Annotated in this window: 10 protein-coding genes and 1 pseudogene; 7 read left to right on the top strand and 4 right to left on the bottom strand. The window is 61.2% G+C overall.

Going from position 1 to position 13,384, the window contains the following annotated elements; translation table 11 throughout:
• Positions 1–7: 7 nt before the first annotated feature.
• From AC0L3I_RS08130 to AC0L3I_RS08120, 3 genes are all read right to left on the bottom strand, one after another.
• Positions 8–787 carry a lytic transglycosylase domain-containing protein gene (locus AC0L3I_RS08130; protein WP_473526574.1) on the bottom strand — a complete coding sequence of 260 codons (780 nt, stop codon included), beginning with the start codon at positions 785–787 and terminating at the stop codon, positions 8–10.
• 184 nt (positions 788–971) lie between these two features.
• A complete protein-coding gene (locus AC0L3I_RS08125) occupies positions 972–1,733 on the bottom strand; it encodes an N-acetylmuramoyl-L-alanine amidase (protein WP_473485238.1) in 762 nt (253 codons plus the stop codon).
• Positions 1,730–2,449: a TerB family tellurite resistance protein gene (locus AC0L3I_RS08120; protein ID WP_473485387.1), complete on the bottom strand. Its 720-nt coding sequence runs from the start codon at positions 2,447–2,449 to the stop codon at positions 1,730–1,732. Before AC0L3I_RS08120 ends, AC0L3I_RS08125 begins: the two co-directional genes overlap by 4 nt.
• 91 nt (positions 2,450–2,540) lie before the next feature.
• On the opposite strand from AC0L3I_RS08120, the gene AC0L3I_RS08115 reads away from it, so the two are divergent.
• Complete coding sequence (locus tag AC0L3I_RS08115) at positions 2,541–2,870, top strand: hypothetical protein (RefSeq protein ID WP_473526573.1); 330 nt, start codon at positions 2,541–2,543, stop codon at positions 2,868–2,870.
• Between the two features lie 59 nt (positions 2,871–2,929).
• On the opposite strand, the gene AC0L3I_RS08110 is transcribed toward AC0L3I_RS08115, so the two are convergent.
• Positions 2,930–3,133 (bottom strand): hypothetical protein, encoded by a 204-nt coding sequence (locus AC0L3I_RS08110; RefSeq protein WP_123151969.1) that lies wholly within the window; start codon positions 3,131–3,133, stop codon positions 2,930–2,932.
• A 179-nt stretch (positions 3,134–3,312) separates the two neighbouring features.
• On the opposite strand from AC0L3I_RS08110, the gene AC0L3I_RS08105 reads away from it, so the two are divergent.
• The 6 genes and pseudogenes from AC0L3I_RS08105 to AC0L3I_RS08080 all read left to right on the top strand — a co-directional run bounded on the left by AC0L3I_RS08105 (position 3,313) and on the right by AC0L3I_RS08080 (position 13,232).
• Entirely contained in the window at positions 3,313–7,188 is a 3,876-nt protein-coding gene (locus tag AC0L3I_RS08105) for a hydantoinase B/oxoprolinase family protein (RefSeq protein ID WP_473526572.1), read from the top strand.
• A gap of 61 nt (positions 7,189–7,249) precedes the next feature.
• Complete coding sequence (locus AC0L3I_RS08100; RefSeq protein WP_473526571.1) at positions 7,250–7,813, top strand: hypothetical protein; 564 nt, start codon at positions 7,250–7,252, stop codon at positions 7,811–7,813.
• A gap of 125 nt (positions 7,814–7,938) precedes the next feature.
• Positions 7,939–9,186, top strand: coding sequence for a BtaA family protein (locus AC0L3I_RS08095; protein ID WP_473526570.1), 1,248 nt, complete (start codon positions 7,939–7,941; stop codon positions 9,184–9,186).
• Entirely contained in the window at positions 9,183–9,869 is a 687-nt protein-coding gene (locus tag AC0L3I_RS08090) for a class I SAM-dependent methyltransferase (RefSeq protein ID WP_473485233.1), read from the top strand. Before AC0L3I_RS08095 ends, AC0L3I_RS08090 begins: the two co-directional genes overlap by 4 nt.
• Positions 9,870–10,292: 423 nt before the next feature.
• Positions 10,293–11,945, top strand: coding sequence for an alpha/beta hydrolase (locus AC0L3I_RS08085; RefSeq protein ID WP_473526569.1), 1,653 nt, complete (start codon positions 10,293–10,295; stop codon positions 11,943–11,945).
• Positions 11,946–12,048: 103 nt separating this feature from the next.
• A pseudogene (locus tag AC0L3I_RS08080) lies at positions 12,049–13,232 on the top strand (M14 family metallopeptidase).
• The last annotated feature ends 152 nt before the right edge of the window (positions 13,233–13,384 follow it).

Raw genomic sequence — 13,384 nt, 5'->3', positions numbered from 1 at the left:
GGCTTATTTACGCCGGCGCTCCAAGCGCGGCCAGCTGCACCTTGACCTTGCCGCAATAGGCCGCGGATATCGGATTCATACGCTTGGCGCCATGGCCGGCATTGTACTTCAGGATCGTGCCGCATGTCGTGCCGTCGCCGAGGTTCCGCGCCATGGCGAGGTATTTCATGCCGTATTTGATGTTGGTCTCGGGATCGTAGAGACCTTTGATCGAGCCGCTGTAACCCATCATCCGCGCCGTCGACGGCTTGATCTGCATCAGCCCGATCTCACCGGCGCTGCCGACCTGGTTCGGCTGGAAACCGCTCTCGATCATGATGACGGCCTTGGCGAGCGACACCGGCACACCATTGCTGGCGGCATGACGCTCGATGATCGTCGAATACTGGCCGCTGCCGCCAGCGACCGCCGCCTTCGGCGCCGCCGCGCTGCTTTTCCGGCTGATCGACGCCGTCGTCGCCTGGTCGATGCGGGTCCTGTTGCGCTTCACATGCCGCTTGGAGACTGCCTTGTTTGCAGAGAATGGCTTTTTCACTTTTACCCCAGCTTTTTCCGCCATTGCGGATGCTGGCTTTTTCACCTTTACCGCAGCAGCTTTTTCCGCCTTTGCGGAGGCTGTGCTTTTTTCCTTTGCGCCCTGGCCGGCTTTCGGCGTGGCGGTTTTGTCGGACGCGGTAATGAAACCCTGGTCGGCTCGCTGGCTCAGTGGCGCGCCATTCGCCGCACCGATGGCAAAAGTAATTACGCCGGCAGCAACAGCTGCCGTTAAAACGGTCAATTTCTGCATGGGATCCTGTTCTGTTTGAACCGCGCGAAGAACTTAACGCAGCTACGCTAATCAACATCGGAACATCTGGGGGGCTGTAGGTCCGACAACTTGCACGGATCGCCTTTGACGACCGAATTGGCGGCAAAAAAGGCGGGGCAAGTCACTTTAAGTGACAGGCTGTAACTTAATAGCTAAGAAAAGACTACTTGGACGGAACTGCCCTCACGGAGGCAAGCAGCCTTTCCAGCGTGCGGATGGTCGATCCGTCGGCCACACCATCCACTTTGCGTTGGCGGAAGTGCCGTTGAAAAGCCTCGACCACGATTTCGGTATGCCGGTCAAAATTGCCTGATATCTCCACGCCATAACCGTAGCGCGCCAGCATCGATTGCAGCGCCTCGACCTCGGCATCCGCATCGCCGGCCTTCAGCACCGCGCCACGCCTGACGGGTGCCGCTTCGACGAGATGGCCGACACCGGCCTCGAACAGGGCCTTCCAAGGGAATTTCTCGCCCGGGTCGATCTTGCGTCCCGGCGCCACGTCGGAGTGGGCGAGCACCCGTTGGGCTGGAATGGAATGGCGCTGGACAATCCCCTTGCACAGGCCGATGACGGCATCGATCTGCCGTTTCGGAAAATTCCGATAGCCCAGCAAATGCCCCGGATTGACGATCTCGACGCCGACTGAACAGGAGTTGATGTCGCTGCGCCCGAACCACGAACTCTTGCCGGCATGCCAGGCACGGTCGCTTTCCCTGACCATCTGGACGATGCGGCCGTCCTCATGGACGAGATAGTGCGACGAAACCTCGCTGGCCGGATCGCACAGCCATGCTTCGGCGCCGGCGCCGGTCTCCATGCCGGTGTAGTGCAGCACGACCATATCGGCGGTCCCGGGTCGTGGACCGAAATTCGGCGATACACTTACCTCGGCGCTCGGCTCGTCGGGCAGGAAGCCGCTCATGCGTGCCGCAGGCCTCGTTCGATCATCTCATAGGCCGCGTTGATTGCCGCTATCCTGCTGGTTGCAATCTTGATGAATTCCTGCGGCAGGCCGCGTGCGATCAGCCGGTCGGGATGGTTGTCCGAAACCAGCTTGCGATAACGCTTCCTGACCTCCTCGAACGTTCTTCCCCGCTCGATGCCAAGCACGACATAGGGATCGGCCGCACCCAGGTCGACGTGCCGGGCCAGAATGCTCTGGTAATGCGCCTCCTCGATCCGGAATATCTCGGCGATACGATGCAGGAACTGGCCTTCGCGCTCGTGGACCAGCCCGTCGGCCTTGGCGATATGGAACAGCCCGTCGAGAATGTCCTCCAGCATGACACAGTTTGAATGGCCAGAGCCGCAAAGCTGCGCCATGCGTTCGGCATAGGTCTCGAATCCGGCAATGTCGCGCTTGGCAAGATCGTAGAGCCGCGCGACATTGCGCGTCTGCTTCTTCGGCACTTCGAATATCTGCTGGAAGGCGCGCACCTCGTCCTGCGTGACGATGCCGTCGGCCTTGGCCATCTTGGCCGACAGCGCGATCATCGCCACCGAGAAGGCGACGCGCCGGCGCAGATCGGGATCGCCGGAGAAAACCGTACGCACGGCCTCGACGACGTCGGCGACACCCGACGAGGTTGAGGACGAAACGCGGGTGATGAAGTCGCCGAGGCGATCCCAAATCGACATGAGCATCTATTAGGGCTAACCGGCCACCGCTATCAAGCGAAGACAATGCCGCAGGGCCGGCCCAGCCGATTTCGTGGGATGCCTGAAGTAGGTGGCGCTAACCATCGATCATGGAAAACAAGCAGACGGCAGCCGCGACAGCGGCCATATCGCGAGAAAACCGCAGGCCTTGCGACATCTTGCCGTTCGTTGCCGCCCTGGCGGCGAGGTTCGGCTACGTCGTCTCGGGGAAACTGGCGCGGGAAATGCCGGGCAGGCAGGTGGTCTGCCGGGCGCTATCGCCCGCGTCAGCCAGGCACAATTGCTGCAAACCTTGGTTACCATTGCCATTTCGGCCCTTCTGCTGGGCGAAAAAGTGACGGGCGAAACCATACCATTCGCGCTTGCGGTGATGGCCATCGCCGCAAGGCGCGTGTCTTGAACCAGATGCTGGGAAGGCCGGCATCATGCCGGCCTTCCCTCAATCTTCAGTCAGATAAACTACTGCGCCGGCGCAGGAGCAGGCTCTGTCGGAGCCGGCTCGGCCGGCTTCGTGGCATCAGGAGCCGGCTGCATCGGCTGTTCAGCCGCCGGCGGATTGGTGCTCTGCGTGGTGGTGGCATCCCCGCCCGTGCCGCTGTCGCTGCAAGCCGCAACGCCAAGCAGGGCAAGCGCCGAAACCGACGCAAGAATGAGTTTCTTCATGACATCTCTCCTCTAATCACGCCCCCGCTACCGGTGACGATCGAGGGCAGAATGCACCAAGTGCCCTATGAGTTTCATAACGTTGCATTTCCGCGTGTAACATCATCTGCTTTTGCCGTTGCCGGTGAGGCTACTGCGAATTAACACATTGAATCAATAAAATGCCTGGGAGAGCTGCCGTGACTGCCAAATGGGATTTCTGGATCGACCGCGGCGGCACCTTCACCGATGTCATCGGCCGTGACCCGGAAGGCGGGCTGCACCCGCGCAAGCTGCTGTCCGAGAATCCTGAAGCCTATGCCGACGCCGCTATCCACGGCATTCGCGAGCTGCTGGACCTGAAATCCGGCGCTCCGATCCCGTCCGGCCTGATCGGCGACATCAAGATGGGCACCACCGTTGCCACCAACGCGCTTCTGGAGCGCAAGGGCGACCGTGTTCTGCTGCTCATCACCAGGGGATTTCGCGACGCGCTGAGGATCGCCTACCAGGCACGACCCGACATCTTCGCCAAGGAGATCATTCTTCCCGAGCAGCTCTACGAACGCGTCATCGAAGTCGACGAACGCGTGCGCGCCGACGGGAATGTCGAACGGCTGCTCGACATTGCCGCCTGCCGGCCGGCGATCGAACAAGCCAGGGCGGACGGCATCGACGCCGTGGCGATCGTCTTCATCCATGCCTGGAAATATCCCGATCACGAAAAGGCGGTTGCAAAGGTCTGCAGAAAACTAGGGTTTCGCCAAGTCTCGGTCAGCCACGAGGTCTCACCGCTCGTCAAGCTGGTCGGCCGCGGCGACACCACCGTGGTCGACGCCTATTTGTCACCGATTCTGGCAAGGTATGTGCAAAAAGTGGCGGGTGAACTGGGCGTTCTCTCCCCCCTCGAGGGGGAGATGGCCGCGCAGCGGCCAGAGGGGGTCGCCCAAGGCAGCGCGAGGCGTCAAGGAACGTCGAGCACTGCCGCAACGACCCCACCCGGCGGCTTCGCCGGCACCCTCCCCGCAAGGGGGAGGGAATCCCCCCGGCTCATGTTCATGATGTCGTCGGGCGGCCTCACCGCCGCCGACATGTTCCAGGGCAAGGACGCGTTGTTGTCCGGCCCGGCCGGCGGCGTCGTCGGCATGGTCGAGACAGCAAAACTCGCCGGTTTCGACAAGGTCATCGGCTTCGACATGGGCGGCACCTCGACTGACGTTGCCCATTATGACGGCGACTATGAGCGCGCCTTCGACACCGAGGTTGCCGGCGTGCGCATCCGTGCGCCGATGATGCGCATCCACACCGTCGCCGCCGGCGGCGGCTCGATCCTGCATTACGAGGCCGGCCGTTTCCGCGCCGGGCCGGATTCGGCCGGCGCCAATCCCGGCCCGGCCGCCTACCGGCGCGGCGGCCCGCTGGCCGTCACCGACGCCAATGTTATGCTGGGCAAGCTGCAGCCCGACTTCTTCCCGGCCATTTTTGGACCCCGCCAGAATGAACCGCTCGACGTGCAAACCGTGCGCGAGAAATTCGCAGCACTCGCCGCCGAAATCGGCGACGGCCGCTCACCGGAGGCGGTGGCCGAAGGGTTCGTCACCATCGCCGTCGAAAACATGGCCAACGCCATCAAGAAGATTTCCGTGCAGCGCGGCTACGACGTCACCGAATATCTCTTGAATTGTTTTGGCGGCGCCGGCGGCCAGCACGCCTGCCTCGTTGCCGACGCACTCGGCATGGAGGCGGTGCTGATCCATCCCTTCTCCGGCCTGCTGTCGGCCTATGGCATTGGATTGTCCTCGATTTTTTCGTCGCGCCAGCAGGCGCTGCTGAAACCGCTGGCGGAAGTGTCCAGGCCGGCAATCGACGAGCTCATCGCAACGTTGCGCAAAGCCGTCATCGACGAGCTTGCCGCGCAAGGCATTGCCGAGGACGCCGTCGCCTCCAAACCGGTGCTGCAGATCCGCTACGACGGCACCGACACCGCGCTGCCGGTGAATTTCGAGCACGGCTCGATCGCACGCGCCAAGGGCGATTTCGAAATGGCCCACAAGGCGCAGTTCGGCTTCGTCTATGACGACAAGCCGATGATCGTGGAATCGGTCGGCGTCGAAGGCATCGATACCGGCGGCACTGGCCGCGACGAAAGTGATTCAGCCGTTGAGGACATCGCCGCAAGCCCTTCGCAGAGTCGGAAAATCTTCGCCGACGGCACCTGGCGAGACGCCGGCATCTTCCGCCGCGAGGTACTCAAACCGGGGCACAAGGTTGTCGGCCCTGCCCTGGTCATCGAACCGAACCAGACCATCGTCGTCGAGCCGGGCTGGCAGGCCGGGATCACCGCCAAGAACCACGTGCTCTTGCTCCGCATCGAGAAAAAGCGCCGGCAGGCGGCGCTCGGCACCGAGGCCGATCCGGTCATGCTGGAGGTGTTCAACAACCTGTTCATGTCGATCGCCGAACAGATGGGCGTGACGCTGCAGAACACTGCCTATTCCGTCAACATCAAGGAACGGCTGGATTTCTCCTGCGCCGTCTTCGACCGCCATGGCGCGCTGGTCGCCAACGCGCCGCACATGCCGGTGCATCTCGGCTCCATGGACCGTTCAGTGGAAACCATCATCCGGCTGAACTCCGGCGACATCCACCCCGGCGACGTCTTTGCCCTCAACGCGCCCTACAATGGCGGCACGCATCTGCCTGATATCACGGTGGTGACGCCGGTCTTTTCCCTCCCCCTCGAGGGGAGGGTGGCCGCGAAGCGGCCGGGTGGGGTCACCGCAGACGGCACCGCAAGGGCGTCGAGCGCTGCCGCAGCGACCCCCACCGCCGCCTTCGGCGGCACCTCCCCCTCAAGGGGGGAGGAGATCCTCTTCTACGTTGCCTCACGCGGTCATCATGCCGACATCGGCGGCACCGCGCCCGGTTCAATGACGCCGCTCGCCACCACGGTCGACGAGGAAGGCGTGCTGTTCGACAATTTCCGCATTGTCGATCGCGGCCGGTTCCGCGAGAAGGAACTGGAGACGCTGCTCACCGACCACCCTTATCCCGCGCGCAATCCGCACCAGAACATTGCCGACCTCAAGGCGCAGATTGCCGCCAACGAAAAGGGCGTTGCCGAACTGCGCAAGATGGTCGCGCATTTCGGCCTTGATGTCGTCGAGGCCTACATGGCTCACGTCCAGGACAATGCCGCCGAAAGCGTGCGCCGTGTACTGGAGCGGCTGCCCGACAGTTCCGTATACGAGTATCCGACCGACACCGGCCAAGTCATCAAGGTGAAGATCTCGGTCGACCGGAAAAAGCGTGAGGCGACCGTCGACTTCAGCGGCACCTCGCCGGTCATGAAGAACAATTTTAACGCCCCCGAGCCGGTCGCCCGCGCAGCCGTGCTCTATGCCTTCCGCGTCATGGTCGAGGACATGATCCCGATGAATGCCGGCTGTCTGAGACCAATCAACATCATCATTCCCGAGGGTTGCATGCTGAAGCCGACCTACCCGGCCGCGGTCGTCGCCGGCAATGTCGAAACCTCGCAGCATGTCACCAATGCGCTGTTCGGCGCCATGGGCGCGATGGCCAATGCGCAAGGCACGATGAACAACCTCACCTTCGGCAACAAAAAGTACCAGTATTACGAGACGATCTGCTCCGGCTCGCCGGCAGGCCGGATGAACAACGGTCGCGGCTTTGCCGGCACCTCCGGCGTCCACACCCACATGACCAATTCGCGCCTGACCGACCCGGAAGTGCTGGAACTGCGGTTCCCCGTCCTGCTCGAGGATTTCCACATCCGCGAGGGCTCCGGCGGCAAAGGCAAATGGAGTGCCGGCGACGGCACCGAGCGCACCATCCGTTTCCTCGAAAAGATGGAATGCGCGATCCTGTCCTCACATCGCAACCGCCCGCCGCAAGGCCTGGACGGCGGCGGCGATGGCGAGGTCGGCTCGACCAAGGTCCGCCGCAAGGATGGCCGCATCGAAGTCCTCAAGGCTTGCGACCAGACGCTGCTCGAGGCCGGTGAAGCCGTCATCGTGACGACGCCGACGCCGGGTGGGTTTGGTAAACTGTAGGGTCAACCGAAAGATTGACAGGCCGCGTATGCACCATCAGGGTCATAGTTGGGGGCAAGCCATGTCGAATTCCGAAGAAGACGCTCAGAAAATGCGCTGGCGCGGCCGAGCGACACTCGCTGCTTTCTGTCTTTTGGTTGCTGCATCAGCGATGACTTGGCTTGTCATACCGCACCTGCCTACGGCCTACACATGTCCATTTCGCGATACTCCGGCCCTCCGCTGGCTATGGCCGGGAAATCAGGCGACATACAACCAGATCAGCCAATGGCACGGCACCCTCAATGATCAGTGCAATCTTTTCTCAACACGATCTATGCTGTCTGTATTTTTTGCCACGTTTAGTATCTTTTTTTATATAACTTCACTCTCGAAAGCTCAGATCACCATGAAGACAGGACCCGTGATCACCACGCTGGTGATGGCATTCATGATCGTAGGTCTTTTTTCAGGTGGCTTTAACGATCAGGCGACCGGTCGTGGCGCCTGGGCAGCATACCATACGACTGATTCGACCAACGTCCTTCTGGGGAAGACTTTGCCTCGCATGTTCGCCATCTACATTTTTGGTCCGGTCTGGATCACTCACTTGAGGGTTGCGTGGCTCCAGCAGTCTTCGGTGTAAGCTGCGGACGCATGGCTGGAGGTGCCAAATGATATTGCGAGCTACAGCAAGCCGGCTGCTGTCATCCATCTGTCATCGCTGAGCGCTACCCGCTTGCGGCAGAGCAAACGGGGAATCGCCTTGTCATGACGGATCTTTCCGGAGAACTGGTTTTTCGCCGCGGCAAGCAAGTTGGCAAGGCCGTCTACCAGAACCGCCCGCTGTCTAAGGCCGGCCTCTCCGAGCGGCTCTTCGCCTTGCTGTTTTCCGGCCTCGTCTATCCGCAAATCTGGGAAGACCCCGACGTCGACATGGAGGCGATGCAGCTTGGCCAGGGCCACCGCGTCGTCACCATCGCCTCGGGCGGCTGTAACATCCTTGCCTATCTCACCCGGTCACCCGAACGGATCGACGCCGTCGATCTCAACGCCGCCCATATCGCGCTGAACCGCATGAAGCTCGAAGCGGTGCGCCATCTGCCGTCGCAGGGCGACCTGTTCCGTTTCTTCGGCGCTGCCGAGACCCGTCACAATTCGCAAGCCTACGACCGTTTCATCGCGCCGCATCTCGACCCGGTCAGCCGCCATTACTGGGAACATCGCAACTGGCGCCGGCGCCGGCGCATCGCCGTCTTCGACCACAATTTCTACCAGACCGGCCTGCTCGGCCTGTTCATTGCCATGGGCCATCGCACCGCCAAATTCTTCGGCGTCGATCCGGCCGCCATCATGCAAGCCAAAAGCCTCGCCGACCAGCGCCGCTTCTTCGACGAGGAGCTGGCGCCGGTCTTCGAAAAGCCGCTGCTGAAATGGGCAACATCGCGAAAAGCCTCGCTGTTCGGCCTCGGCATTCCGCCGGCCCAGTACGATTCGCTGATCACCTCGGGCGACGGCACCATGGCCAGCGTGCTGAAGGCCCGGCTGGAAAAGCTCGCCTGCGATTTTCCGCTACAGAATAACTATTTCGCCTGGCAGGCTTTTGCCCGCCGCTATCCCAATCCCGGCGAGGCTGCGCTGCCCGCCTATCTTGAAAAGCGCAACTACAATACGATCCGCAACAATGTCGACCGCGTTGCCGTCCACCATACCAATCTGATCGAATTCCTCGCCGGCAAGGATGCCGGTTCGGTCGACCGCTTCGTCCTGCTCGACGCCCAGGACTGGATGACCGACGACCAGCTCAATGCGCTGTGGGCCGAGATCACCCGCACCGCGTCCACCCACGCCCGCGTCATCTTCCGTACCGCGGCCGAACCCAGCCTGCTACCCGGCCGGGTCTCGAATTCGCTGCTCGACCAGTGGAGCTATGCAGACGAGGCGTCGCGCGAATTCTCGGCCCGCGACCGTTCGGCCATCTATGGCGGCTTCCATCTTTATGTGAAGCAGTCCGCATGAGCACGACCGAACTGCCGGCAAGGCACGCCGAACCGCCGGCCAGCCATGCCGAACTGATGGACGGCGTCTATCGCTGGCAGCGCCATTTCTACGACCTGACCCGCAAGTACTATCTGCTCGGCCGCGACCGGCTGATATCAGGGCTCGACGTGCCGGCCGGCGGCACGGTGCTCGAACTCGGCTGCGGCACCGGCCGCAACATCGTCCTTGCCGCCCGCCGCTATCCAGGCGCCCGTTTCTTCGGCCTCGATATTTCGGCCGAAATGCTGGAGACGGCCAGCGCCGCCATGGTCTGCGAAGGCCTGTCCGGCCGTGTCACGCTGGCACGCGGCGACGCCACTGATTTCGACGCAGAAGCGCTATTTTCTGTTGAAAGTTTCGACTGCATTTTTGTCTCGTATTCGCTGTCGATGATCCCCGGTTGGGAGAAGACGGTTTCCGCGGCACTTGCAGCCTTGTCGCCTGGCGGCTCGCTGCACGTCGTCGATTTCGGCCAGCAGGAAGCCCTGCCCCGCTGGTTCCGCACGCTGCTGCGCGGCTGGCTGAGAAAATTCCATGTCGAGCCGCGTGAAGCGTTGCGCGATGTCCTGGAATCGGAATCTGCAACAGTCGGCGCAAGCCTCCGATTCAGAACACTTTATCGCGGCTATGCATGGCTCGCCGTGGTCGGGCAGCGCAGCTAGTCAGGGTGTGTTGAAATTCAGGTCAAGCCGAGCCGGAGTCGAAGACGGGCAACTTCGCGCGTCAGGAGCGGATATTGCCATCCACCTCGCCACGCTCTTCACGAGAACGAACTCTGAATCGGATTAGACTAGACTTGGCGAACGCCGCTTGTGTCTTCCGGCGCGAAAGGCCAACGCTCAGCCGAGTATCCTCTTGACTCGTCCGGGCTTCCCGGTGCGGTCGCGCCATTTGCAAACATCGGCTCTCCAACAGCGACGGGGATTTTTGGCGATCGCAATGCAACTCAACCAGATATTGCGACTTGCCACACGGAGCAGCTGGAAATTTATCCTGCCCTCCTTCTACAAAACGCGAGAGCAAGCCATGATGGGCTAGTCGTATTCATCGCGAGACCGCTATCCCAGGAGAAGCGAAGCGGCCAAATGCGTAACTGGGTGACAAAGTTCTGGCGCTCGCTTTCTGCCGGCGGCCTCGTCGTGGGCACGCTGTTCTTCGTAGCTTCTCTTACGCCGACCCTTGTTCCTCGAACCTATCTGACCCAGGGCGTGCTCTCCGGGGCATGTTTCGCCGCCGGATACGGCATCGGAGTCGCGTGGCGCTGGCTGTGGGCCTATATGGAGCTTCCGGAACCGCGTGAGCGGTTCCTGCTTGCTCTCAAGATCGCCGTCGCGGCCATTTGCGCAGCAATCGCCATCTTGTTTTTATGGTGGGCAGCGGAATGGCAAAATTCAATCCGTCAACTGATGCACCTCGAACCCGTGACGAGCGCGCATCCGCTTGAAGTCTGCGTCATCGCGATCGTCACGTTCCTGATGCTCATCGCGCTGGCCCGGCTCTTCAAACGCATCTCCCGTTTGATTTCAGAAAGGTCGGGCCGCTTCGTCCCCCGCAGGGTTTCGAATGTGATCGGTTTCACTGTCGCGATACTGTTGTTCTGGGCGGTCGCAAATGGCGTGCTCGTCCGCTACGCGCTCTACGTCGCCGATTCGTCCTTCGCAACGTTTGATGCCCTCGTCGAACCGGATCGAGCGCAGCCGACACCTCCGCTCAAGACCGGCAGTGCCGCTTCCCTCGTCAGCTGGAAAGAACTTGGACGGACAGGACGAGAGTTCATCGCGACGGGACCTACCGCTAGCGAGATAAGCACGTTCACGCAAAAGGATGCGCGCGAACCCATCCGGGTCTATGTGGGGCTTCGGGCGGCCGACACTGCCGAAGAGAGGGCGCAACTTGCCCTTGAGGAATCAAAGCGCGTCGGGGCCTTCGAACGCTCCGTACTGGTCGTCATCACGCCTACCGGAAGTGGCTGGATCGATCCCGCCTCGATGGATACGGTTGAATACCTCCACAATGGCGACGTGGCGAGTGTTGCCCAGCAGTACTCCTATCTGTCGAGCCCGCTATCGTTGCTGGTCGAGCCGGAATACGGCTCGGAAGCAGCAAGGGCTTTGTTTGCCGCAGTCTATGAATACTGGACGACGCTTCCCCACAACAGGCGACCCAAACTCTATCTGCATGGCCTGAGCCTCGGAGCGATGAACTCCGAGAGATCGGTGGAGCTTTTCGAGATCCTTGGTGACCCTGTCCACGGGGCGCTGTGGAGCGGTCCGCCCTTTGAGAGCAGAATTTGGCGCAGCATAACGGAGCATCGCAATGCCGGTACGCCCGCTTGGTTGCCGCGGTTCCGGAACGGTTCGTTCGTCCGCTTCATGAACCAGAATGGCGAGACCGGTCCGGCGGACGCGCCTTGGGGTCCCATGCGCATTGTCTACCTCCAATATGCCAGCGATGCGATTACGTTTTTCGATTATCGCGACTTCTATCGTCGTCCCGAGTGGATGGACGCTCCACGCGGCCCGGACGTCTCGCCGGAACTGCGGTGGTATCCGGTGGTATCGATGCTACAGTTGGCCCTTGACATGGCCGTCGCGACCAATACGCCGATGGGCTATGGTCATGTCTTTGCGCCCGAACACTACGTCGACGCGTGGCTCGCGGTGACTGATCCGCAGGGCTGGTCTGCCGACCAGATCGCGCGATTGAAGCAGTATCTTGCCGCTCGCGGCAGGATGTGATCGCTGCCTGCGACGAGTGCGTTATGCGAGCGGTTTGTTTCCGAAAGTCTACACATTTGGCATTCGACTTTGGCTTTCCACACGACATAAGGAGATCCTCATCATGTCGGGCAAACCTAAAAAGGGCCTCGATCGCCGGGATCTAATTGTAGCATCCATTGCCTCGGTAGGCGCGGCGGCCGTCTTCGCGGCCAATGCTGGTTCTGCGAACGCCCAGGCCCGACACCGGGTGCGCCATCAGCAACGATCTATACCGGCGATGTGATCCAGGGGAAAAAAGTCGTCAGCGTGCTCGACGTCAAGGACCTGGAGCCCGGCAAGAAGCATTTTTTGTATTTTCAGGGCGTGCAGATGCCCACCGGACAGCACTGGTATGTGTCTGTGACGGTCGCTAGGGGGACAAAGCCGGGCAAGCGCGCTGTCCTGGTCAGTGGTGTGCATGGTGACGAGATGAGTTCTGTGCATACGGTCCAGACCGTGATGAACCGACTTGATCCGGCGGAGATGTCGGGCACAGTGATGGCGGTCACGGACGTGTCCCGTCCAGCCATGGAAACCATGCAGCGCAGATGGCCCAATTCTGGCAGGGGCATTGACCTGATCGACATGAATAGGGAATGGCCCGGCAACGAGAACGGTGCCAGTGCGGCCAGCCGCCACGCCGGTCTCCTGTTCAACCGGCTCCTTCGGCCGAACGCTGACGTCGCAATCGACTTCCATACCGGGACGACCGGATTCGATGCCTCCGCATTCAATATTGGCGACATGGATGTGCCCGAGATCAAGGCGATGCTGGAACTTTATCCAGTGGGCCAGATCTTCGACAATCCTGTGTATCCAAGCGTCCTTCATAACGCGTTTGTCGCCGCGGGTATCCCATCCTTTTGTCCGGAGGTTGGTGCTGCGCGTATCCTCGACCTTGAGATGATTCCCCTATTCGTTGAAGGCACGATGAACGTCCTCAAGCATCATGGCATCCTTGCCGGGCCAATGGGACGCACAGGCAAGGATGTGAATGTTTTTTGTCGGCAACAGTGCGTTCCCGATCCTTGCAACCCAGGCCGGGTTCGTCGAGCATCTGGTCAAGCTGAACGACAAGGTCGGACCCGGACAGAAAGTGGCCATTCAGCATACAGCTTCGGCGAGGTGGTTGCGGAGTACACCAGCAGCGTGGCTGGAGAGGTGGCGGGGCTGCGCAGCGATACGACGGCCGAGGCCGGCAATACCTTGGTATTTGTCCTTTTCCACAGGGCGGCGCCGGAGGGCGTCGAGACTTATCCCGAGTAGTTCACACCCTGCCGAGGCGGCTTAGGTGAACTGACGCGCGATCGCGGCAATCCAAACGCGTCGCCGAAGTGGTGCTCTATGGTGAAATTCGATATCGCCGGACTGGAGGCGGCGCCGACAGATTGAGCCTGACCGTGCTCGTTGGATCCGTA

The sequence above is a fragment of the Mesorhizobium sp. WSM4840 genome (genome assembly GCF_055811755.1).
The sequence above is the reverse complement of the archived record's forward strand: the minus strand, read 5'-3'. Positions and strand labels throughout refer to the sequence as shown.

Excerpts from the sequence above, each read along its gene's own strand:
- AC0L3I_RS08130 (WP_473526574.1), bottom strand. The coding sequence starts at position 787 with ATGCAGAAATTGACCGTTTTAACGGCAGCTGTTGCTGCCGGCGTAATT.
- AC0L3I_RS08085 (WP_473526569.1), top strand. The coding sequence starts at position 10,293 with ATGCGTAACTGGGTGACAAAGTTCTGGCGCTCGCTTTCTGCCGGCGGC.
- AC0L3I_RS08100 (WP_473526571.1), top strand. The coding sequence starts at position 7,250 with ATGTCGAATTCCGAAGAAGACGCTCAGAAAATGCGCTGGCGCGGCCGA.
- AC0L3I_RS08120 (WP_473485387.1), bottom strand. The coding sequence starts at position 2,449 with ATGTCGATTTGGGATCGCCTCGGCGACTTCATCACCCGCGTTTCGTCC.
- AC0L3I_RS08110 (WP_123151969.1), bottom strand. The coding sequence starts at position 3,133 with ATGAAGAAACTCATTCTTGCGTCGGTTTCGGCGCTTGCCCTGCTTGGC.
- AC0L3I_RS08125 (WP_473485238.1), bottom strand. The coding sequence starts at position 1,733 with ATGAGCGGCTTCCTGCCCGACGAGCCGAGCGCCGAGGTAAGTGTATCG.
- AC0L3I_RS08095 (WP_473526570.1), top strand. The coding sequence starts at position 7,939 with ATGACGGATCTTTCCGGAGAACTGGTTTTTCGCCGCGGCAAGCAAGTT.
- AC0L3I_RS08090 (WP_473485233.1), top strand. The coding sequence starts at position 9,183 with ATGAGCACGACCGAACTGCCGGCAAGGCACGCCGAACCGCCGGCCAGC.